This is a genomic window from Cohnella sp. GCM10012308 (genome assembly GCF_042649185.1).
Lineage (GTDB): Bacteria > Bacillota > Bacilli > Paenibacillales > Paenibacillaceae > Cohnella.
In genome coordinates this window covers 61,074-83,203 of record NZ_JBHRYU010000002.1, presented here as the reverse complement: position 1 = coordinate 83,203, position 22,130 = coordinate 61,074, and the positions used below count along the sequence as shown (strand labels likewise).

Genomic DNA, 22,130 nt, shown 5'->3' with positions numbered 1-22,130 from the left:
CGGCCGCAGGGAATAGAATGCGGTTCCGACGACGACAATAGGAAGTATCGGAATCGACTGGATGTCGCAAAATATTCATCAAATCTTCAGAGCCGGCACGCCCGGCTATGCTATAATGAATCCTAGTTAGCGGGCACGCCGGACGCGCTTGCTCCGCATCATCGGCATCCAGACCTCAGGAAAAGGCAGGTGAATTCCCGTGCATCTCATAGTCGTCGGTTTGAATTATAAAACGGCACCGGTGGAAGTCCGGGAACGCTTCGCGATTCCGGACGAGGAGCTGCCGCAGGCGCTGGACGCGCTGAAGGCGACGACGGGCATTTTGGAATGCGTCATCGTCGCCACCTGCAACCGCACCGAATTGTATGCGGTAGTCGACCGTCATACGCTGTGCGGGCATTATATCCGCGCTTTTATGGAGCAGTGGTTTAACCTGCCCCGCGAGATGTTCAACCGTCATCTCTACATGTACGAGGACGACCTCGCCAATCGTCATCTGTTCCGCGTCGCGTGCGGCCTCGATTCGATGGTGATCGGCGAGACGCAGATTCTCGGACAAGTCCGCGACGCGTTTTTCCTCGCGCGCGAGCGCAAGGCGACGGGCACGCTGTTCAACCGTCTGTTTCAGCAGGCGATCACGGTCGCCAAGCGCGCGCATACCGAGACGTCGATCGGCGAGAGCGCCGTATCCGTCAGCTACGCGGCGGTGGAGCTCGGCAAGCGGATTTTCGGCCGCTTCGACGACAAGAAGGTGATGATTCTCGGCGCGGGCAAGATGAGCGAGCTTACGGCGCAGCATTTGACCGCAGGCGGCGCCAAGGAAGTGTTCGTCGTCAACCGCACGCTGTCGCGCGCGGAAGAGCTCGCGGACAAGATGGGCGGCAAGGCTATGGCGATGGAAGAGGCGCTACGCCGGATCGACGAAGCCGACATCGTCATCAGCAGCACCGGAGCGCAGCGGTTCGTACTGGAGCGGGACGTCGTCGCGCGAGCCATGAAAAGCCGCAAGAAGAGACCGCTGTTCCTGATCGATATCGCGGTACCGAGAGATATCGACCCCGCGTGCGGCGAGCTTCCGGGGGTCTATCTGTACGATATCGACGATCTCGAAGGCATTGTCGAGACTAATCTGGAAAAGCGCAGACAAGAGACGGCTGCGATCGACGTCATGATCGACGCCGAGATGGAGTCCTATCGTCAATGGTACGCGACCCTCGGCGTCAGTCCGCTGATCCGCGGCCTTCAGGAGAAGGCTGCTTCGATCCACGAGGACACGCTGGACAGCCTGCTGCGCAAGCTGCCGGAGCTGGACGAGCGGCAGGTCAAGGTTATTCGCAAGCTGACCAAGAGCATGCTGACGCAGATGATCCACGACCCGATCCTGCGGGTCAAGGAGCTGGCCGCGGAGAAGCGCAGCGAAGCTTCGCTGGACCTGTTCGTACAGCTCTTCGCGCTTGAGGAGGAAGTCGCGCGCCTCAAGAACGAGGCGAAGGAAGCGGAGAAGGCGCGCACGGCCGGACAAGCTGCTGCGGCAGCCACCGACAAGCAAGCCGCCTCCGCAGAGCCTCAGTCATTTCTGGCTCAGCTGGCCGGCGCGCTTCGCTGACCGGATCGCCGGCCTGGCCGGATTCGAGTGAAGCCGGAGGCGTTGCTGCATGTTAACGAATAATTGGCTGACGGATGCCATCATGTATATTTACGCCCTGAGTCTGCTGTTTTTCGTATCGGACGCCGCATATGGCAACCGAAACGGGAAACGGATCGGCACAGGGCTGCTTGTTTTTGTCTGGGTGCTGCAGACGGGCTTTCTCGTAGACTTGCTGCTTCGCCGCTTCGCGGTTCCCGAGGTGACGCTGCACGACTACGTCTTTTTCGTATCGTGGCTGCTCGTCTCCGCGTCGTTCGCCGTGAATCGGATCGTCCGCGCCGAGCTGCTTGTCCTGCTCGTGAACGTCGTCGGGTTCGCGGTGCTCGGCCTTAACTTGATGGAACGCTCCTCCGGGCGGGAGATCGCCCTGGCTCCGTCGGAGGTGGCGAGGCGGCTGCTCGTCCTCCATGTGAGTCTGATCACCGTCGCATTCGCCCTCCTTACCGTTTCCGCTGTCTGCGGCGCCATGTACCTATTTTTAAATTACAGATTAAAGAAGAAAAAGTGGGGCAGCGTGATGAACCGCATGCCCAGTCTCGAAGCGATCGACAAGTATGCGTTCAGATCGGGGCTGTTCGGCGTACCGCTGCTGCTGCTCGCGCTGTCTACCGGGACGGCCGCATTGCTCGTCGACGGACACGATGCCAAGCTGCTCGACGAGAAGGTGCTTTTGTCTTTTGTCGCTGGCGCCGTTTATATTTTCTATCTTCTGCGCAGATGGATCGGCAGAGACGATGCGAGACGCTGCGCGATATGGAACCTGGCCGGATACGTTCTGCTCGTTTTGGACTTTTTCGCGAATTCGCTCTCATCCTTTCATCGATGGTTATAGAAAGGAGACTGCGGTATGCAGCGCTATTATCCGATTATGTTATCCGTAGAAAATAGCCGATGCGTGGTAGTAGGCGGCGGCGCGGTCGGCGAACGCAGAACGGGCGGCCTGCTGGAAGCGGGAGCGGACGTCTTGCTCGTGTGCCCCGAGATCGTCTCGTCCCGGCTGCGGGAATGGAAGGACGCCGGCGCGATCCGTCATTTGCCGAAGCCGTTCTCCCCGGAGGATCTCGCTGGCGCCGCGCTCGTCGTCGCAGCGACCGGCATCGACGAGTTGAACGGCTGGATTTGCGACGAAGCGAAGCGGCGAGGCATTCCGGCGAACTCGGCATCGGACGGCGCGCGGGGAAGCTTCATCGTGCCGGCTGTGATCCGCAGAGGCGGCTTGCTCATGGCCGTCGGCACCTCTGGAGCGGGACCGGCATTGTCCGCGCGTATCGCAAGCGAGCTTAGGGAGCGATACGGTCCCGAGTACGCCGAGCTGACGCGCAGGCTGGGCACCGTGCGACGTCGCGTGCTCGCGGAGGTCGCCGAAGCGTCCGAGCGGCGAAGGCTGATGAACGCGGCCGTCTCGGATCGTGCCGTCCAGGCGTGGTTATCGATGACGGAGCTGCCCGAGCCGGAAGCGCTGATCGCGATGCTGCGCGGTTGGGCCGACGACATTTAGCGATATATCGATTGATGCCGAACGGAAGCCGAACCGGATGCCGAATTGGCGCTGTTTGGGCCGAGCGACGGAATATGAGACAATAGAAATTAATCAAGCTTCATATTCGATTTGAAAGAAATACCGGGGAGTGTTGCAGCGAATGCGGAAGATCAAGGTTGGGACTAGACAAAGCGCGCTGGCGTTGACGCAGAGCGGACAGACGCTCGATGCGCTGAAGGCGTTGGCGATAGAGGCAGGACTGCCGCTAGACTTTGAGGTCGTGCCGATCGTAACGCGGGGGGACCGGATTTTGGACGTGACGCTGTCCAAGGTCGGAGGCAAGGGCCTGTTCGTCAAAGAGATCGAGGAGGCGCTGCTCGGCGGCGAGATCGATATCGCAATCCACAGTATGAAGGATATGCCGTTCGAGCTGCCCGAAGGCCTCGTGATCGGATGCGTACCGGCACGCGAGGATCCGCGCGACGCGCTCGTGAATTTGACCTCGAGCACGCTGTCGGATCTGCCGCCAGGCGCCCGGATCGGCACGAGCAGCCTGCGCCGGTCCGCGCAGCTGCAATCCCGGCGCCCCGATTTTCGGATCGAATCGCTCCGCGGCAATATCGATACCCGTCTTCGCAAGCTGGAATCCGAAGGGCTTGACGCGATCGTGTTGGCGGCAGCGGGCCTCAAGCGGATGGGGTGGAGCGACCGCATCACGACCTATATCGAGCCGGAGGACTGCCTGCCTGCCGTCGGACAAGGCGCGCTTGCCATTGAATGCCGAGCGTCCGACGAAGAAGTGCTGGCGCTGCTGGCAAGGCTGAACGATACCGCAGCAGAGCGCGCGGTGGCCGCTGAGCGCACGTTTTTGGGATTGTTGAACGGCGGCTGTCAAGTACCGATCGGCGCGTACGCGACCGCCGAGTCGGCAGCGCCGGATGCCATCGTCTCCATGACGGGCATGGTGGCGGCTGCCGATGGCAGACTTGTCCTCAAAGCGTCGGCTTCCGGCAGCGATCCGGCCGAAGTCGGACGTCGCGTAGCGGAGGAGCTGCTGGCCAAGGGCGCGGACGCATTGCTCGCGGAAGCGAGGGAATAACGATGGCGCAGGGGAAAGTATATCTGGTAGGCGCGGGACCGGGGGATCCGAAGCTGATCACGGTACGCGGTCTTCGCGCGCTTCAGCGCTGCGACGTCGTCGTATACGACCGCTTGGCCGGACCCCAGCTGCTGCAGGAGACGCGTCCCGGCACGGAACGCATATACGTCGGCAAGCGACCGGATCGTCATACGATGAAGCAGGACGAAATCAACCGGCTGCTGCTTAACCTGGCGCTTGCCGGCAAGGTCGTCTGCAGGCTCAAGGGCGGCGATCCGACTGTGTTCGGGCGCGTGGGCGAAGAGGCGGAGCTGCTGAGGCATCACGGCGTCCCCTATGAGATCGTCCCGGGCATTACGTCGGCGATCGCTGTGCCTGCTTATGCCGGCATACCGGTGACGCATCGTGACCTTGCCTCCTCCTTCTCGATCGTGACCGGTCACGAGAGCCCGGACAAGCTCGACCGCACGATCCAGTGGGACAAAGTAACGAACGCCACGGGCACGCTGCTTTTTCTGATGGGCGTCGCCAAGATCGGCTATATTAGCGAACAGCTGATGAAGTTCGGCCGCTCGGCCGAGACGCCGGTGGCGCTTGTCCGATGGGGGACGCGCGCGGAGCAGGAGACGTTGACCGGCACGCTGGGCGACATCGAGCAAAAAGTGAGCGAGGCGGACTTCCAGCCGCCGGCGGTTATCGTCGTCGGCGATGTGGTGCGGCAGCGCGAGACCTTGAAGTGGATCGAGGCGAAGCCGCTGTTCGGCTGGCGCGTTCTCGTCACGCGGGCCCGGTCGCAAGCAAGCGAGCTTGCGGACCGGATCGACGACCTCGGCGGAGAGCCGTACGTGTTTCCCGTGATCGATACGGTCAAACAGTCGAATTCGGACGAAGCGGAGCGGATCCAAGCGGCGCTACGGGAAGCAGAGCGCTTTGACTGGGTCATTCTGACGAGCGCGGCGGGCGTCGAGTTCTTTTTCTCATGGCTGGCCGAAGCGCGTGTCGATATCCGCCGGTTTGCCGGAGCCCGCTTTGCCGCGGTCGGTCCGAAGACGGCCGAGGCGCTGGCGGCTCGCGGCGTCGTTGCCGACGTGATTCCTACAGCGTTTCAAGCCGAAGGTTTGCTGGAAAGTATGGCGGACAAGTTGGAGCCGGGTCAACGGGCGCTGCTGCCCAGGGGCGATCTGGCCCGCGGCTTGTTGCCTGCAGAGCTCGCCAGAGCGGGCGTCGAAGCCGTGGAGCTCGATGTGTACGAGAACAGACTGGTCGTTCAAGAGGACGACACGATTGTCGAAATGCTGCAAGCCGGCGAAATCCATGCGGTGACGTTTACGAGTTCTTCAACAGTGGTTAACCTCCTAGAAGCATTGCGCCGGCTTGGCGTCGAGCGTCCGGCCGACTTGCTGCAAGGCTGCGTGATCGCGTGCATCGGACCGATCACCGCGGGCACGGCTGAAGCGCATGGACTTCAAGTGACGCTGACGGCCGAACAATCGACGATCGAAGGCTTGCTGGCGGCGATGTTGAAGCATCGCGTCGCCGGCAAAGAAATTCGTTAAAGAAAGGTTCTGATTCGAATGACTACATCTATCGTGCGCCATCGCCGGCTCCGTCGGACGGCAGGCATCCGCAATCTGGTCAGGGAGACGCATCTTCACGTGCACGACCTGATCATGCCGATCTTCGTCGCCCATGGCGACAACGTCAAGACCGAGATTTCTTCGATGCCGGGCGTTTTTAACCTGTCGCTCGACCGTCTGGACGCGGAGATTGAAGAGATCGTGTCCCTGGGCATTCAGGCGGTTCTGCTGTTCGGCATTCCGGCGACCAAGGACAGCGTCGGAACAGGCGCTTACGCGGAAGACGGCATCGTCCAGCAAGCTACCCGCAAGATTAAAAAGCTGGCGCCCGATCTGGTCGTAATCGCGGACACTTGCTTGTGCGAATTTACGGATCACGGGCACTGCGGCGTCGTGCACGAAGGAGACTGCGGCGCGGTCGTGGACAACGACGAGTCGCTCGCGCTTCTGGTGCGCACGGCCGTCTCTCAAGCGCAAGCGGGCGCGGACATCATCGCGCCGTCGAATATGATGGACGGGTTCGTCGGGGCGATCCGGCAGGGACTCGACGAAGCTGGTTTCGAGGACATTCCGATCATGTCCTATGCGGTCAAGTACTCCTCGGCCTACTACGGCCCCTTTCGCGAAGCCGCCCAGTCGGCGCCGAAGTTCGGCGATCGCAAGACGTACCAGATGGACTCGGCGAACGCGCGGGAGGCGCTAAGAGAGGCAGAGACGGACGTGCGCGAGGGAGCGGACATGCTGATGGTCAAGCCGGGACTCGCATATCTTGACATCGTGCGGCTGCTCAAGGAACGTTTCGACCTGCCGCTCGTCGTATACAACGTCAGCGCTGAATACGCAATGGTGAAGGCCGCGGCGATGCAAGGCTGGATCGACGAACGCGCGATCGTCCTTGAGACGCTGACGGGCATGAAGCGTGCGGGCGCGGACATGATCATTACGTATCATGCGAAGGATGCCGTTCGGTGGATGAGCGGCCGGTAAGAGGTTGTTGTCGAGTATAGCGGCAAAAAGTGCCGCTAATGTGCCTGGCGAGCCGTGCCATGGGCGGCATAGCGGAAAAACTTGCCGCTAAAGTGCCGGGCGAGCGGGTCGTGAGCGGTCTTAGCCATCATCATTAGCGACACGCAGCTGCTTCAGCCCCGCAGCTTGGTCAAGTTAAGCGTGTACTGGTTCAGGCCGAAGGCTAGCACGCCTTTGGCTTCGAGCTCGCGGAGCACCTCGGACAATACTTGCTTGGATACGCCGGCCAATTGAGAGAGTTCGTCGTAGTTGAGCGCCAGATGGATGCGGATGAAGATGCCGTCGCGCTTGCCATGCTGGTTGGCGAGATTGATCAGGTTCTTGAGCACGCGCGTGCGGTCGTCCAGGAAGGTCAGATCGCTCACGTGCTCGTTCGTTTGCCTGAGACGCCGGCTTAGTTCGGCTAGGATACCCTTCGTAATATCGAAGTGCGTTTCCAGCAGCCGCATAAAATCGTCGCTGGCGATCTCCAGCACGAGCGACGGCTCGAGCGTGCGGGCGGACGCCGAACGAGGCAGCCCGTCGAGCAGCGCAAGCTCGCCGAAGCTGTCGCCTCCCGCGACGACGGACAACACCTTTTCGTCGCCGCCGGCGCTGCGCGTGAAGAGCTTGATCGATCCGCTCAGCACGACGTAAAAGACGTTGCCTGGATCCTTTTCCTGAAAGAGGATGCTGCCTGCGGGTATGCTGCGCCGCCTCGCGATGCGAGATATATGTTCGAGCTGCGGATCGCTGAGCTTGTCGAATAAAGACACCTTTTTAAGCCATTGAATCATGATGGAGCCCCCAATGCCGCACGTTTGATGATTCAGTTTACCATAGTCTTTTCCATTCCAGATAGCAGAGGTGTGCCAAAATGAGCGAATCGCGTCAAATCCGGTCGGATTCTAAGTCCAAAGCCGCATTCGAGCGGGCCAAAAGATCTATTCCCGGCGGCGTTAACAGTCCGGTCCGCGCCTTCAAATCGGTCGGCTTGACGCCGGTCGTCATCGAACGCGGCCAAGGCAGCCGAATTACCGATATCGACGGCCAGAGCTATATCGATTACGTATTGTCCTGGGGACCTTTGATCGCAGGCCATGCCCATCCGGAAGTCGTCGAAGCGATCAAGCGGACCGCTGAAAAAGGAACGAGCTTTGGCGCGCCGACCGAGCTGGAGACGGAGATGGCGGAGCTTGTATGCGCCCGCGTGCCTTCGATCGAGGTGGTCCGCATGGTCAACTCGGGCACCGAGGCGACGATGAGCGCGATCCGGCTAGCTCGCGGATATACCGGCCGCAGCCGGATTTTAAAGTTTGAGGGCTCGTACCACGGGCATGCCGACAGCCTTCTGATCAAGGCCGGTTCCGGCGTGGCAACGCTCGGCCTGCCGGACAGCCCGGGCGTTCCGGAGAGCATCGCGTCTCACACGATTACGGTTCCGTACAACGATCTCGCATCGGTCAAGCTCGCATTCGAGCGGTACGGCGAGGAGATCGCGGCGATCATCGTGGAGCCTGTTGCCGGCAACATGGGCGTCGTCCCTCCGCTGCCCGGATTTCTGCAGGGCCTTCGGGACGTAACGAAACAACATGGCAGCTTGCTCATTTTCGACGAGGTCATGACGGGCTTTCGCGTGCACTTGAACTGCGCGCAAGGGCTTTACGGAATTACGCCCGACCTGACTTGTCTCGGGAAGGTCATCGGCGGCGGACTGCCGGTCGGCGCCTACGGCGGCCGGCGGGAACTGATGGAGCGGATGGCGCCGGTCGGGCCGATCTACCAAGCGGGCACGCTCTCGGGCAATCCGCTAGCGATGGCGGCGGGGCTTGCCACGCTCAAGCTGCTCGATGAGACCGCTTATCAGCGCTTGGAGCGGCTTGCCATGCGTTTGCAAGCGGGGCTCGACGCCAATGCGCGCGAATACGGCATCGGGATGACGATCAACCGCGTCGGCTCGATGGTCTGCCCGTTCCTTACGGACAAGCAGGTCATCAACTTCGAGACGGCGAAGCAATCGAACACGGAACGATTTAAGACGTTGTTCGGCAGAATGCTCGATCAGGGCGTCAACCTGCCGCCTTCCCAATTCGAGGGCTGGTTCCTGTCCATCGCGCATAGCGAGGACGACATCGACGAGACGATCGCGGCGCACCGCGCTGCACTCGGCAAGTTTTAATCCGGACGACCCGGAAGTCCATAGGCATGCCCACCTTTTTAGAGCATATAGATAGATAGGGAGTGAAGCCTGCCTCCGGGCGGTTCGGGCAGCGGATGCTCCAGGGCACGCGGGAACAGGGGCTTGAACCGGCCTCTTCGCGTCGACGACGGAGATCTTGGAATCGCAAGTCAGGCATACGGCTGTTGCTGCCCTTTGCAGCGAAGCGGCCGTTGCTGCCGGGGAAGCAGGGACTCTATGCCGAGAGGGGGAGACCTGTCGTGACGGAATCGTCGAACGGATTGAGATTCGATATTTATGAACGGGTGCAGCTGGCCAGCGATGCCTTGTCCATCGACACGCTCGAGGAGATCGAGCTGTCGCCGCACATCGAGGCGTTGGAACAGGAAGATAGCGTGCTGCTGCGGGGATATTTGCTGCTCAGCGGTACTTACCGGTCAATCGGAGAGGCAGAGGCGGCGGGCACGCTGGAGCATCGCATCCCGGTCGAAATCTCCTTGCCGCAGAGCCGCGTGCGCCAGCTGGAAGAGCTGGACGTCGAGATCGACCACTTCGACGTCGATCTGCTCACCGAGCGCTCGCTGAACGTGACGGGCGTGCTCGGCTTGCGGGGCGTGCAGACGGAAGCTCGCGAAGCGCCGGCATGGCGCGAGGACGAATTTACGGTCGCGCACGACGCGCCGGAGCGAGTGTCGGCGCCTGAAGCGGATCGGCGCGACGAAGTCAGCCAAGCCTTCGCGCTGCCGCCGCTTGGCGATTTTGCTTTCGAACAGGCGGAGGAAGCCAGGGAGAGCGAGACTTTTGGCGGGGCGCCGGAAGCAGGTCGGACGGAAGCCTCTTTTTCCGCGGGCAACCAACCTCAAGCGCCGGTCTATTCGCAGCCCGGGCCGGTATACTTGCCGCCTGCTTGGACGGATCCGGGCGCCGCTCAGGATGCGGCCGCATCGCCGGTCTGGTACGAGCAGCAGCGTGCGCGCGCCGAAGCCGAGGCGCGCGCTCGCGAGGAGGCGCTGCTCCGGCAGCAGGAGCTCGCTCAGGTCGCCGCCGAGGCGCTGGAGCGGCAGCTCGCCGAAGCGACAAGGGCGGAGGCCGAGGCACGCGCTGCCGAGGAAGCCCGCGCGTACGAGCTTGCGGAGCGGGAAAAAGCCGAGCATGATGCGTTTGAGGCATCTGCGCAGGCGGAGCGCAACAGGCAGTTGGAGGAAGAGCGGGACAGGCGGGAAGAAGCCGAAGCTTGGGAGCGGCTGCTCGCCTATCAGCGTCTCGAGGAGGAGCCGGCGGAGTTTATCGCGCCAGCCGAGACCGTTCCTCCGCAGTCCGAGCCTCCCACTTACCCGCAGGTATACGAGACGAATATCTCTGCGCCTCCCGCGTGGCCCGGCGTCGAGAGCGACGCAGTTGCGCAGGATCAGACGGAAGCGGCCGAAGCGGACGACGCGTCCAAGTATGAGCAACGCCAGCCGGACCCGGCCGGACCGAAGCTGGGATTGTCCGGCAAGGGGCCGAGCGGGGCGGAGTCGGCTTTTGGCGTCGGCATCCTGTCTCAGCTGGGCGATAAGGGAGCGATTCGAGAGGCCGGTCTGAAGGCGGCCGAAGAAGCGAGGCTAGCCGCGCCGCCCGAGAATCTGCAAAATAACCGTGCCACGGGAGACGAGATCGAATGGACGCGCCTGTTCCTCGCCAAGGACGCGGGCCAATCGTTTCGCAAGGTGAAAATGGTGATCGTACAGTGCGAGGATACGCTCGACGGCATCGCGGGCAAGTACCAGCTGCAGTCCCGCGAGCTGCAGCTGTACAATAGGCTTCCCGATCCGCATCTGGCGGAAGGGCAAGTGCTCTATATCCCTTAAGCAAAGAAGCAGTTCGCCCTGCGGCCGCCTTGGCCGCAGGGCGTCTTCGCGTTCCGCCCGCTCGGCCCCTCGCCTCGTCCGAGTCCCGTCCAGTCCTTTCCTCGCCCGAACCCGCAGTCTCTTCACACGAGTCGCTCGCCCGTCCGGTTCCAATGGCTCGCCGTCCGGCCCGAGTCCCGCTCACGTCCGGTCCGAGTCGCTCGCCTCGTCCGCTCCCGCCGCTGCCGCCACAGGTTGACTGCATGTAGCCGTACGGGTATGATAGGGAAATAAGACATGGATAGGGATCAGTAAGCAGTCGTACCCTTCAGAGAGCGGAACCGCTGCATTGCAGCGCTGCGAGGTTCCGCAGGTAGTAAGCTGCCGAAGTCGCCCTGGAGTTTCCCGTTCGAACCGAGCACGCCGTAGAACGGGACGGCCGCAGCCGTTATCTTGCGTTCGAGAGCCGCATGTTGTCCGGATGGAAGATGCGGAATGAAGGTGGTACCACGGAAGTTCAACCTTTCGTCCTTTGCGGCGGGAGGTTTTTGCTTTTTTTCGGGGTCTCGCCCTGAACCCGAGCGCGCTTCGGCGGCGCCGTCCCTGTTCGAACGGGGCGCGAAGTGCCGAAGGCCGATCGCCAATCGTCTGATCCACGTCCCTGGAGGTTGTGAACTAATGAGCGACATCAATCAAAACAAACCCCTTGAACTGCCAACTACGTACGACCCGACCGGTGCCGAGCAGAAATGGTACGAGGCTTGGCTTGAAGGCGGATTTTTCAAAGCCGGCTCTAGACCGGATGCGCCCAAATACACGATCGTCATCCCGCCGCCCAACGTGACGGGCATGCTGCATATCGGCCATGCGCTCGATCTGACGCTGCAGGATATCCTCATTCGTTTCAAAAGGATGCAGGGCTTCGACGCGCTATGGGTGCCGGGTACGGACCACGCGGGCATCGCCACGCAGACGAAGGTGGAGAGCAAGCTTCGCGAGGAGGGGCTGTCCCGTTACGATCTCGGACGCGAGAAGTTCCTTGAGCGCGTCTGGGACTGGAAGGAGCAGTACGCGGGCTCGATCCGCAAGCAATGGTCCAAAATGGGCCTCAGCCTGGACTACTCCCGCGAGCGTTTCACGCTTGACGAAGGATTGTCCAAGGCGGTTCGCGAGGTGTTCAAGCGCCTTTACGACAAGGGCTTGATCTACCGCGGCAAGCGTATCATCAACTGGGATCCGGCCGCCAAGACCGCGCTCTCGGACATTGAAGTCGAATACAAAGAAGTGAACGGCCATCTCTACCATCTGCAGTACCCGCTCGCGGACGGCAGCGGACATCTGACGGTCGCGACGACGCGGCCCGAGACGATGCTGGGCGATACGGCGGTAGCCGTGCATCCCGAGGACGAGCGTTACAAGCACCTCATCGGCAAGATGCTCCGGCTCCCGATCGTCGGACGCGAGATTCCGGTCGTCGGCGACGAGTATGTCGACAAGGAGTTCGGCAGCGGTGCCGTCAAGATTACGCCGGCGCACGACCCCAACGACTTCGAGGTCGGCGCCCGCCACGATCTGCCGCAGATCATCGTCATGGACGAGAGCGGACGGATGAACGATCAGGCCGGCCCGTACGAGGGTATGGACCGCGCCGACTGCCGCAAGGCGATCGTCAAGGACCTGCAGGAGCAAGGCGTCCTGATCCGGATCGAGGATCACGTTCACCAGGTCGGCCACAGCGAGCGCAGCGGCGCCGTCGTCGAGCCTTACCTTTCGACGCAGTGGTTCGTCTCCATGAAGCCGCTCGCCGAAGCCGCGATCAATGCGCAGCGCTCGGGCAATGGCGTCAACTTCGTGCCGGATCGCTTCGAGAAAATTTATCTGCACTGGATCGAGAACGTACGCGACTGGTGCATTTCCCGCCAGCTCTGGTGGGGACACCGCATCCCGGCCTGGTACAAGGAAGGCACGGACGAGATCTACGTTGGCACGGAGGCGCCCGAAGGCGAAGGCTGGGTGCAGGACGAGGACGTGCTGGACACGTGGTTCAGCTCGGCGCTATGGCCGTTCTCGACGCTCGGCTGGCCGGAAAGCACCGAGGACCTCAAGCGTTACTATCCGACGGACGTGCTCGTTACGGGCTACGACATTATTTATTTCTGGGTCGCCCGGATGATTTTCACCGCGCTGGAGTTCACGGGAGAGTCGCCGTTCAAGGACGTGCTCATCCATGGTCTCGTACGCGATGCCGAGGGCCGCAAGATGTCCAAATCGCTCGGCAACGGCGTAGATCCGTTCGAAGTTATCGAGAAATACGGCGCCGACGCGATGCGCTACATGCTGTCCACGGGCAACACGCCTGGACAGGATCTTCGTTTTCGCTGGGAGAAGGTCGAGCAGGCGCGCAACTTCGCCAACAAGATCTGGAACGCTTCTCGCTTTGCCTTGATGAATCTTGAGGGCTTCAAGGTAGAAAATATCGATCTGACCGGCAGCCTGTCTACGGCGGACCGTTGGATTCTGCACCGGTTCCACGAGACGGCGCGCGACGTGACCCGCCTTATGGAAACGTACGAGTTCGGCGAGACGGGACGTCTTCTTTACAACTTCATCTGGGACGATCTGTGCGACTGGTACATCGAGTTCGCCAAGCTCACGCTGTACGGGGAAGAAGCTGCCGCTAAGGCGAGTACGCAATCGGTCATCGCCTATGTGCTGGATCGTACGCTGCGCCTGCTGCATCCGTTCATGCCTTATTTGTCGGAAGAGATCTGGCAGCATCTGCCTCACGAAGCTGGCGAGACGATTACGCTCGCAGCCTGGCCGGCCTACGACGCCGCGTTCGACGCGCCAGAGGCGGTTCAAGAGATGGGACTGCTCATGGACGCGATCCGCGCGGTGCGCAACGTGCGCGCCGAGGTCGGCGTAACGCCGGGCAAAAAAGTAGAACTGCTCGCGAAGCCGACGACTGAAGCGTCCGCGGGCATCCTGAAGCGCAACGAAGAGTATCTGCGGAGGTTCTGCAATACGTCGAGCCTGACGCTGGACGCAAGCCTCGCCGCGCCGGAGAAGGCAATGACCGCCATCGTGACGGGCGTCGAGCTGTATCTGCCGATCGCCGGCCTGATCGATATCGGTCAGGAGATCGCGCGGCTGACCAAGGAGCTCGCTTCGCTGAACGCCGAGGTCGACCGCGTTGAGAAAAAGCTGGCGAACGAAGGCTATATCGCGAAGGCGCCAGCCAACGTCGTCGAGCAGGAGCGCGCGAAAGGCGCCGACTATCGCGACAAGCGCGACAAAGTGCTGGCACGGATCGAAGAGCTTAAAAACTAATGGAGGCGAGCGCAGGCATGACAACTTCGCAAGACGCGTCATCTCAGAACGCTCATGACCTGACAGCCGCCGGAGACGGCGGAGTAGCTTCCTTCCGTACCGCCGCCGAGGCGGTCGGCTGGATCTCCGGCCTTGCGCCGGTCGTCGGCATCAAGCCGGGTCTCGAGCGGATGGAGCTGCTGCTGGAAAAGCTGAACCACCCGCACCGCCGTCTCAGATTCATCCATGTGGCGGGCACGAACGGCAAAGGCTCCGTATGCGCGATGCTGGCCTCGGTCTTGCGGCAGAGCGGTTATGACGTCGGATTGTTCACGTCGCCATACCTTACTTCATTCGCGGATCGTATCGATTACAACGGCGAAGCGATGCCGGACGAGGTCATCGTTCGTCTTGCGAACCGGCTGAAGCCGCTCTCGGACGCGTTGGCGGATTCCGAATGGGGGCCGCTGACGGCCTTTGAGCTGACGACGGCCATGGCGATTCTCTACTACGCGACGGTGACTTTTCCGGATTATGTCGTGTGGGAGACGGGGCTGGGCGGGCGCCTCGACGTGACCAACGTCGTCACGCCGGTCGTCAGCATCATTACGAACGTCGGGCATGACCATATGGATCTTTTGGGCGATACGCTTGCGGACATTGCCCGGGAAAAGGCAGGCATCGTCAAAGCTGGCGTTCCTGTCGTATCGACTGCGCTTGCGCCTGAGGCGGCCGCGATCATTAAAGAGACCGCCGTCTCGCGCCAAGCGACGCTATATCAGTTGGGCGATCAGTTTTCCTACGAAAATCGCGGCACGCAAGAAGAAGCGCAAGCCTTCGATTTTCGGAATCTGTTCAGGGGACTCGGCGAGGTACGGATCGGCTTGGCCGGTCCGCATCAACAGACCAATGCGGCTGCCGTCATCATGGCGATCGACGTGCTGCGGACATACTATGCGCTTATCGTCGACGAGGCCGACTTGAGGGAAGGGCTAAGCCGGGCGTCTTGGCCCGGCAGGCTGGAACTCGTCAGCCGCGAGCCTCGGATTCTGCTTGACGGCGCGCACAATCCCGAAGGCATGGCCGCATTGGCCGAGGCGCTGCGTCAGGGGTATCCGCGCGATAAGCTCAATGTGCTGATCGCCATGATGCCCAACAAGAATCATGAAGACGCATTAAGGCATATACTACCAATGGTGAGTACGCTTGTCGTTACGGAACCGGACCATCATCGCAAGATGGGGGCTGAAGCGCTGGCGGACGTCGCCCGGCGTGCGGGGCGGGATGCGGTCGGCGCGGCATCCGTCATCGTTGAACCGGATTGGCGCAAAGCGCTCGAAAAAATACAAAGCCTCGCGGCCGCCGATCCCGAGGAAAGTACGTTGACACTCGTGACGGGCACCCTTTATTTAATCGCGGATGTCCGCTCATGGCTGCTCGAACGCAAGACTTCTGACAAAGGCTGGTGAAGCGTCGTTGGCAACGGCTGAACACGTACATTTTATCGGTATCGGCGGCTACGGGATGAGCGCCATTGCCAGAGTAATGCTGGAAATGGGCTATCATGTGACCGGGTCGGACGTAGCCCGGCAGGAATTGACGGACAAACTGGCCAGCAAAGGGGCCGAAATCTACATCGGGCACGAACCCGGCAACGTCCGTGGCGCCAATCTCGTCGTTTATTCGACCGCGCTGGCGCGGGACAACGTAGAGCGCGTGGAGGCGGAGAGCCTGAACATTCCGACGCTCCACCGCGCGCAGATGCTGGCACGGCTGCTCAACAGCCGCACCGGCATCGCGGTAGCCGGCGCGCACGGCAAGACGACGACCTCCTCGATGATCGCGCTCGTCATGGAGCTGTCGGGTCTGGATCCCACTTATATTATCGGGGGGGAGATCGTGAACGTCGGCACGAACGCAAAAGCCGGCAAAGGCGATCACGTCGTGGCCGAAGCGGACGAGAGTGACGGTTCGTTCCTCCAGTACGAGCCCGCGGTAGCCGTCGTCACGAACATCGAGGCGGACCATCTCGAGAACTACGACGGGGACTTCGGCAAGCTCAAGGCGGCTTACGTGCAATTCCTTAAGCAGGTCCGTCCCGAAGGATGCGCCGTCGTGTGCGCGGACGACGAGAATGTCAGGGAGCTGCTTCCGCAGGCGGCCGGTACGAACGTGATCACGTACGGCGTCGATCAAGAAGCGGACTACAAAGCGGTCTCCATCGAATTGGGCGACCGTCAAGCCGGCTTCGACGTGGTTAAGGGCGGGGAGACGCTCGGTCACGTTCGGCTTTCCGTACCGGGCCTGCATAATGTCTACAACGCGCTCGCGACGATCGTCGTTTGCTTGCACGCAGGCGTGCCTTTCGATCGGATCGCGTCGTCGATCGTAGAGTTCAGGGGCGCGAAGCGCCGTTTCCAGGTGCTCGGAGACGTGAACGACGTGCTTGTCATCGACGATTATGCGCACCATCCGACGGAGATCCAGGCGACGATTCTGGCGGCCAAGGCGACGGGAAAACGTATTTTGGCGGTATTCCAGCCGCAGCGGTACACGCGTACCTACTTCCTGCTGGATGCGTTCAGCCGGGCATTCGCCGAGGCGGACGAGGTGTATATTACCGATATTTACTCGCCGGCCGGCGAGAAGCGCATCGAGGGCGTCACGTCTTCGCGTCTCGTCCAGTTGATCGCCGAGAACAGCAACGCCAACGTCTCTTACGTCCCGACGCGAGAGCAGGTTCGCGACCTGCTAGCCGAGCGCGTGAAGCCCGGCGATCTCGTGCTGACGATGGGGGCAGGCGATATTTGGAAATCCGCCGACGAACTGGCCCGCATCCTGCGGGATCGGGCGGGGAAATAATAGCAGGTACGTAGCGCAGCGGGATCTCTCCGCTGCGCTTTTTTTGTTGCCGGATTTTTTTTAATACGATTTAAGCGCTTGGCTGTAATCAAGAAAACCCTGGTTGCGGGAATTTGCAGCGGCCTAGCGTGGTATGCAAGCGAGGGTTATCGAGGTTGGAGTAACACGGACGAAGACGGCATTGCAGGCGATCATATTCTCTCTCATTCGTTCATAGACTAGGATTAATAGACGAAGCAGGGAGAGAAGCCAAGATGCAGCCAACTTCCAGAATGACCTTTAAATTCGACGGCAACCTGCCAAGGGAAGTCCGTAACGATAGCGCCGTTCAACAAGATTCCGAGCTTCGGGAGTCGGTGCAGAAAGGCGCGAACGCAGCGCTCGCGGAGCCGGCGGTCCGCGGCTTCAAGCCGCGCGGCTTTTCGGCGCAGACGGGCAAGCAGACGCAGAGCACGGGCAACGGATATCGTCTGCCGGGCAAAGGCGCGCATATCGGGCAAGCGCGCCCGTCGGCAGATATCAATAATGTAGATCGCACGCAAGCCGCCATGGCGGAGAAAGGCAGCCCGTCGGCCCATCGCGCGCCGCGGACTCCGTTCGGAAGCGACGGACCGGCAAGCAGGGTTACATCCGGTACTGTCCCTTTCGGACAGCATCCTTCGAGTGCGCATACGCCAGGCTCGCATCCGAACCAAGCACATTCGAACCACGCACATTCGAATCTCTCGCATCCTTCCCGCGAACAACCGGCCCGGTCGCCAGTTCGCAGTCATTCGTCCACGCGCGACCTGCATGCTGTCCCATACCAGGACGACGTAGAAGCGCTGGAACGGATGATCCGCGGTACCGAAAGGGAACGCGGTCAATTGCAAAACGAGGGTGGTTCGGCGACCGCGGACCAACTGAAGGACAGACAGCCCGGCCGCGTCGCCGGTTTTCGCAAGCCGTCTTCCGCTACGGCGCCGCTATCGCCCGCATACTCCTATGATGAAGATCGACATGGATCGGCTGAACCGCATGTTCAAAACGTTTACCCGCTTATCGATGCCTATGACCCGTATTCGCATGAGCAGGGCGAAGCATACGGCGCTCACTCGATGCAAGCCGATTCTGGATTGCATGTGAATGCGGAGGGGCGCTGGATCGACGGAGGGGAGACCCGTAGGTATCGGGGGGGACCGTCCTGGATGCGCATTTTCGCTTCGATCGCGGCTGCGATCGTGACCGGCGCGATCTTCGGGTACATCGTGCTGGCGCTGTTCACAGGGGAGCCGATCCTGCCTACGGGAAGCGCCGCGGATCCGGCTTCCGCCGGGGTCAAGCCGGCCGCAACGGGCGGAGCGGCGGCAGCGTCGGGCGGCACCAAGTCCGATGCTGCGGCGACCGGGAAGGCAACGGACGACAAGCTTGAGGGCGCTGGCGCATCGGGGGGAGCAAAGCCTGACAACACGGCGGGAGCTGCGGACGATGCTCAGGTTCCTGCCTCTGTCAGCTATCTGCTGCAATACGGCGTCTTCCAGAGCGAAGCCAGCATGAACGAGGCCGTCCAGGCGCTGACGAACCAAGGCATCGCGGCGGCGACGGATACGACGGACGGGTTCCGCGTTTACGCGGGAATCGCAGCCGATAAAAGCGAGGCGGAGAAGCTGGGTGCGGTTTTGACGGACGAGGAACTATATGCGAAGGCGCTGGAAAACCGGGCGCTTTCGCTGCCGCAGACGCCCGCGGCGGTATCGTGGGCAGCGTATCTCGAGGAAAGCGACGCGCTCGGTCGCCTGCTGGCGGGATCTTCGGCAGAGCTGTTGGTTAAAGGAGGAAAGGCGCAGCCAAGCGAACAGGCCGCCGCCGATCTGCAAGCTGCCTTGAAGCGTTGGAAAGCGACGACGACGAAAATGGATGCTTGGTCCGGAAGTCGCAGCGAGCCTGCCGGCGCATTGGCAACCCAGCTCGGAACGGCGTCAGAGCAATGGACCGCCTACGCGAAGACACCGTCCGCCGCCCTCTTGCGAACCGTGCAGGCTTCCGCGATGAAAGCGGCGTTGATCGCCCGCCAGCTGCGCGAGGAGCTCGGCGAGGATGGCGATTGATCGGCATCTTCCGCACCTTCGCAAGCGCGTCATATGGCCTTATAGACCTATTGCTGAAGCGGCTTCCCGCATCGCGCGCATAAGCAGCCCCGACCTAGGGGCTGTCTTTGCGTTGTCCATTGTGCGTGCCGCCGCGGCCACGTATAATAATGAAGCAAGTGTCAAAAAATGGCGGGAGACGTAGATAGCGTGAAGAAAAACGGCTGGATTTTAATTTTGTTCGTATTCCTCGGCATGCTGGCCGGCGCGCTTGTCGCGGACTGGCTGAAGCGCGTCCCGGGACTTGACTTCCTCACGCGGACGGTGAAGGTACATTGGTCGCCTTCCGCCGATCTGCTCATCCTCGTTTACAACATCAATATCTCGCTGAACGTAAGCCTGCTCAGTATGGCCGGCATCGCGGCGGCGATCTGGATTTACCGAAAGATGTAAATAATGCCATAAGTCAAAGCGAAGCGTATCCGAAAGGAAGATTTCCGTCATGACCCAATATGCAGCATCCGAGATGCGCGCTACGCTCGTTCTCGCTTCCACTTCTCCTCGCAGGCAGCAATTGATCGGCTTGCTCGGTTTGCCTGTCGAGATTATGCCAAGCCATGCCGACGAGGACACGCCCGAGGGGTGGAGTCCCGCGCGCATTGTCGAAGCGCTCTCGCACCGCAAAGCTTCAACCGTGCTGGATCGCGCTTCGCAGACGCCGGGAGCGATCGTCGTAGGCAGCGACACGATCGTCGTGCTGGACGGGGACGTGCTCGGCAAGCCGAAGGATCGAGAGGACGCCGTGTCGATGCTGACGCGACTTGCGGGCCGCGGTCACGAGGTGTACACCGGCCTCTGTTGCATCGAAGCGGCTTCCGGACGCGCCGTCGTGTCGCACAGCGTCACGCGCGTGTTCATGCGAGCGCTCTCGGAGGATCAGATCGGCCGTTACGTCGATTCGGGCGAGCCGATGGACAAGGCCGGCGCCTACGGCATTCAGGAGATTGGCGCGATGCTCGTCGAACGCATCGAAGGCGACTTTTTTACTGTCGTCGGACTGCCGGTCTCCATGCTCGCAGCGCAGCTCGGCGAGTTCGGACTTCAGCTTCCCTGACCGGATCGAATGAGGGATTTCGTACGGGCGACGCACGACGGCCGCGACCAGGCCGCGGGGTAGCGTCCCTCCGGAAGACCTTGAGCCGATATCCGCAGCCGATGCGGTCGATAGGGAAGAGGGTATGTTCGATATGGAACAACAACGCGCTTATATGTTAAGGGAAATGCCGGAAAACGAGAGGCCGCGCGAGCGGATGCGAAGCCGGGGGGCTGCGGCGCTCAGCCATGCCGAGCTGCTGGCCATTCTGCTGCGAACCGGCACGAAAAACGAGTCCGCGATCCACCTGGCGCAGCGCGTTCTGAACGAATGCGGCGGGCTTCGCAGGCTGGCCGAGCGCGCATGGGACGAGCTCATACATATCAAGGGGATCGGCCCGGCCAAGGCGCTCGAACTGCAGGCTTCGATCGAGCTGGGCAGGCGCATGGCCCGCGCCCGGCTGCCGGAGATGCCGCGCATCCAGCGTCCCCAGGACGCTTCCGAACTGCTGATGGAGGAAATGCGGCATTTGCGGGAAGAGCGATTCGTATGCCTGTTTCTCGATACGAAAAACCAGGTCATCGGCATGGACACGCTCTCCGTGGGCTCCTTGAGCGCGGCCATCGTGCATCCGCGCGAGGTTTATCGCGCGGCCATACGCCGCAGCAGCGCCTCCATCATCTGCGCGCACAACCATCCTAGCGGAGATCCGACGCCAAGCGCGGAAGATATTGCGCTTACCCGGAGGCTTGCCGAAGCCGGCCAGCTGGTCGGGATCGAATTGCTCGACCATTTGGTAATCGGTGACAATCGCTTTGTAAGTTTGAAGGAGCTAGGCTCCATGTAATATAATATACAGGATTGTCCCAACAGGAGGTTACAAAGCATGTTCGGAGGATTTACACGAGACCTGGGTATCGACCTGGGCACAGCTAACACACTTGTATACGTCAAAGGCAAAGGCATCGTCGTCAGGGAGCCCTCCGTGGTAGCCCTTCGTACCGATACAAAGAAGATCGAGGCCGTCGGCGAAGCAGCCAAGAAAATGATCGGACGGACCCCGGGCAACATCCGCGCCATTCGCCCGATGAAGGACGGCGTTATCGCCGACTTTGACACGACCGCTACCATGATCAAGTACTTTTTGAATCGCGCCCAGAAGCAGCGCTCCTTCCCTTCGCGTCATCCCAACGTGATGATCTGCGTGCCTTCCGGCATCACCGCGGTCGAGAAGCGCGCGGTCGAAGACGCGGCCAAGCAAGCGGGCGCGCGCGACGCCGTCACGATCGAAGAGCCGTTCGCGGCAGCCATCGGCGCCGATCTCCCCGTCTGGGAGCCGACCGGCAGCATGGTCGTCGACATCGGCGGCGGCACGACCGAAGTCGCGGTCATCTCGCTCGGCGGCATCGTCACGAGCCGCTCGATCCGCGTGGCCGGAGACGAGATGGACGAGTCCATCATGCAGTACATCAAGCGCCTCTACAATCTGATGATCGGCGAGCGCACGAGCGAGCAGCTCAAAATGGAAATCGGTTCGGCGATGCCGCTGGACAAGATGGAGTCGATCGAGATTCGCGGCCGCGACCTGGTCTCCGGCTTGCCCAAGACGCTCGCCATTACGTCAGACGAGATCACCGAAGCGCTGGCCGACACGGTGAACGCGATCGTCGACGCCGTCAAGGTGACGCTGGAGAAGTGCCCGCCCGAGCTGTCGGCGGACATCATGGACCGCGGCATCGTGCTGACGGGCGGCGGCGGCCTGCTTCGCAACCTGGACAGGCTGCTTGCCAGGGAGACCGGCATGCCGGTGATCGTTGCCGAGAATCCGCTGGATTGCGTCGCCATCGGTACGGGCAGGGCGCTCGAGAATATCCATCTGTTCAAGTCCAAGGGCTCCTCGCGCGGCCGCTAATGCGCAAGGTACCGCCGTTCGGCGGCATGTCAGAAGCAGGTGATCGTTATTTTTAAATTATTCGGGACCAA

General features: G+C 61.4%; 17 protein-coding genes and 1 other annotated feature. Of the genes, 16 read left to right on the top strand and 1 reads right to left on the bottom strand.

Features of this window, described 5'->3' with window-relative positions; all coding sequences use genetic code 11:
• Positions 1–199: 199 nt before the first annotated feature.
• The 6 genes from hemA to hemB all read left to right on the top strand — a co-directional run bounded on the left by hemA (position 200) and on the right by hemB (position 6,791).
• Positions 200–1,606 (top strand): glutamyl-tRNA reductase, encoded by a 1,407-nt coding sequence (gene hemA, locus ACFOTD_RS03670; RefSeq protein ID WP_378115850.1) that lies wholly within the window; start codon positions 200–202, stop codon positions 1,604–1,606.
• A gap of 49 nt (positions 1,607–1,655) precedes the next feature.
• Positions 1,656–2,480 (top strand): cytochrome c biogenesis protein CcsA, encoded by an 825-nt coding sequence (gene ccsA / locus ACFOTD_RS03665; RefSeq protein WP_378115848.1) that lies wholly within the window; start codon positions 1,656–1,658, stop codon positions 2,478–2,480.
• A gap of 15 nt (positions 2,481–2,495) precedes the next feature.
• Positions 2,496–3,146: a precorrin-2 dehydrogenase/sirohydrochlorin ferrochelatase family protein gene (locus tag ACFOTD_RS03660; protein WP_378115846.1), complete on the top strand. Its 651-nt coding sequence runs from the start codon at positions 2,496–2,498 to the stop codon at positions 3,144–3,146.
• 142 nt (positions 3,147–3,288) lie between these two features.
• Positions 3,289–4,227, top strand: coding sequence for a hydroxymethylbilane synthase (hemC, locus tag ACFOTD_RS03655; RefSeq protein WP_378115844.1), 939 nt, complete (start codon positions 3,289–3,291; stop codon positions 4,225–4,227).
• 2 nt (positions 4,228–4,229) lie between these two features.
• Positions 4,230–5,783, top strand: a complete 1,554-nt coding sequence (cobA, locus tag ACFOTD_RS03650; protein ID WP_378115842.1) for a uroporphyrinogen-III C-methyltransferase — start codon at positions 4,230–4,232, stop codon at positions 5,781–5,783.
• Positions 5,784–5,801: 18 nt separating this feature from the next.
• Entirely contained in the window at positions 5,802–6,791 is a 990-nt protein-coding gene (gene hemB, locus ACFOTD_RS03645; protein WP_378115840.1) for a porphobilinogen synthase, read from the top strand.
• Positions 6,792–6,943: 152 nt separating this feature from the next.
• Here hemB and ACFOTD_RS03640 read toward each other — a convergent pair whose 3' ends face one another.
• Complete coding sequence (locus ACFOTD_RS03640; RefSeq protein ID WP_378115838.1) at positions 6,944–7,606, bottom strand: Crp/Fnr family transcriptional regulator; 663 nt, start codon at positions 7,604–7,606, stop codon at positions 6,944–6,946.
• 80 nt (positions 7,607–7,686) lie between these two features.
• On the opposite strand from ACFOTD_RS03640, the gene hemL reads away from it, so the two are divergent.
• The 10 genes from hemL to ACFOTD_RS03590 all read left to right on the top strand — a co-directional run bounded on the left by hemL (position 7,687) and on the right by ACFOTD_RS03590 (position 22,059).
• Complete coding sequence (gene hemL, locus ACFOTD_RS03635; RefSeq protein ID WP_378115836.1) at positions 7,687–8,988, top strand: glutamate-1-semialdehyde 2,1-aminomutase; 1,302 nt, start codon at positions 7,687–7,689, stop codon at positions 8,986–8,988.
• A gap of 260 nt (positions 8,989–9,248) precedes the next feature.
• The gene (locus tag ACFOTD_RS03630) at positions 9,249–10,838 is read left to right on the top strand and encodes a LysM peptidoglycan-binding domain-containing protein (protein WP_378115834.1); all 1,590 of its coding nucleotides are present in this window, start codon (positions 9,249–9,251) and stop codon (positions 10,836–10,838) included.
• Positions 10,839–11,106: 268 nt separating this feature from the next.
• Positions 11,107–11,353, top strand: a binding site (T-box leader).
• A 142-nt stretch (positions 11,354–11,495) separates the two neighbouring features.
• On the top strand, positions 11,496–14,147 hold the full coding sequence (locus ACFOTD_RS03625) for a valine--tRNA ligase (RefSeq protein ID WP_378115832.1): 2,652 nt from the start codon (positions 11,496–11,498) through the stop codon (positions 14,145–14,147).
• Between the two features lie 17 nt (positions 14,148–14,164).
• Entirely contained in the window at positions 14,165–15,595 is a 1,431-nt protein-coding gene (locus ACFOTD_RS03620; protein WP_378115830.1) for a bifunctional folylpolyglutamate synthase/dihydrofolate synthase, read from the top strand.
• Between the two features lie 7 nt (positions 15,596–15,602).
• Entirely contained in the window at positions 15,603–16,988 is a 1,386-nt protein-coding gene (murC, locus tag ACFOTD_RS03615) for a UDP-N-acetylmuramate--L-alanine ligase (protein ID WP_378115828.1), read from the top strand.
• Positions 16,989–17,242: 254 nt separating this feature from the next.
• Positions 17,243–19,075, top strand: coding sequence for an SPOR domain-containing protein (locus tag ACFOTD_RS03610; protein WP_378115826.1), 1,833 nt, complete (start codon positions 17,243–17,245; stop codon positions 19,073–19,075).
• Between the two features lie 189 nt (positions 19,076–19,264).
• Positions 19,265–19,507 carry a DUF4321 domain-containing protein gene (locus ACFOTD_RS03605; RefSeq protein WP_378115824.1) on the top strand — a complete coding sequence of 81 codons (243 nt, stop codon included), beginning with the start codon at positions 19,265–19,267 and terminating at the stop codon, positions 19,505–19,507.
• Between the two features lie 49 nt (positions 19,508–19,556).
• Positions 19,557–20,168, top strand: a complete 612-nt coding sequence (locus ACFOTD_RS03600; protein ID WP_378115822.1) for a Maf family protein — start codon at positions 19,557–19,559, stop codon at positions 20,166–20,168.
• 133 nt (positions 20,169–20,301) lie between these two features.
• Positions 20,302–20,994, top strand: a complete 693-nt coding sequence (gene radC, locus ACFOTD_RS03595) for a RadC family protein (RefSeq protein WP_378115820.1) — start codon at positions 20,302–20,304, stop codon at positions 20,992–20,994.
• A 39-nt stretch (positions 20,995–21,033) separates the two neighbouring features.
• The gene (locus ACFOTD_RS03590; protein WP_378115818.1) at positions 21,034–22,059 is read left to right on the top strand and encodes a rod shape-determining protein; all 1,026 of its coding nucleotides are present in this window, start codon (positions 21,034–21,036) and stop codon (positions 22,057–22,059) included.
• Positions 22,060–22,130 lie beyond the last annotated feature (71 nt).

What these genes read in the sequence shown, in the direction of transcription:
- ccsA (WP_378115848.1), top strand. Translation starts at nt 1,656, where the DNA reads ATGTTAACGAATAATTGGCTGACGGATGCCATCATGTATATTTACGCC.
- ACFOTD_RS03660 (WP_378115846.1), top strand. Translation starts at nt 2,496, where the DNA reads ATGCAGCGCTATTATCCGATTATGTTATCCGTAGAAAATAGCCGATGC.
- hemC (WP_378115844.1), top strand. Translation starts at nt 3,289, where the DNA reads ATGCGGAAGATCAAGGTTGGGACTAGACAAAGCGCGCTGGCGTTGACG.
- cobA (WP_378115842.1), top strand. Translation starts at nt 4,230, where the DNA reads ATGGCGCAGGGGAAAGTATATCTGGTAGGCGCGGGACCGGGGGATCCG.
- hemB (WP_378115840.1), top strand. Translation starts at nt 5,802, where the DNA reads ATGACTACATCTATCGTGCGCCATCGCCGGCTCCGTCGGACGGCAGGC.
- ACFOTD_RS03640 (WP_378115838.1), bottom strand. Translation starts at nt 7,606, where the DNA reads ATGATTCAATGGCTTAAAAAGGTGTCTTTATTCGACAAGCTCAGCGAT.
- hemL (WP_378115836.1), top strand. Translation starts at nt 7,687, where the DNA reads ATGAGCGAATCGCGTCAAATCCGGTCGGATTCTAAGTCCAAAGCCGCA.
- ACFOTD_RS03625 (WP_378115832.1), top strand. Translation starts at nt 11,496, where the DNA reads ATGAGCGACATCAATCAAAACAAACCCCTTGAACTGCCAACTACGTAC.
- ACFOTD_RS03620 (WP_378115830.1), top strand. Translation starts at nt 14,165, where the DNA reads ATGACAACTTCGCAAGACGCGTCATCTCAGAACGCTCATGACCTGACA.
- ACFOTD_RS03610 (WP_378115826.1), top strand. Translation starts at nt 17,243, where the DNA reads ATGCAGCCAACTTCCAGAATGACCTTTAAATTCGACGGCAACCTGCCA.
- ACFOTD_RS03600 (WP_378115822.1), top strand. Translation starts at nt 19,557, where the DNA reads ATGACCCAATATGCAGCATCCGAGATGCGCGCTACGCTCGTTCTCGCT.
- radC (WP_378115820.1), top strand. Translation starts at nt 20,302, where the DNA reads ATGGAACAACAACGCGCTTATATGTTAAGGGAAATGCCGGAAAACGAG.
- ACFOTD_RS03590 (WP_378115818.1), top strand. Translation starts at nt 21,034, where the DNA reads ATGTTCGGAGGATTTACACGAGACCTGGGTATCGACCTGGGCACAGCT.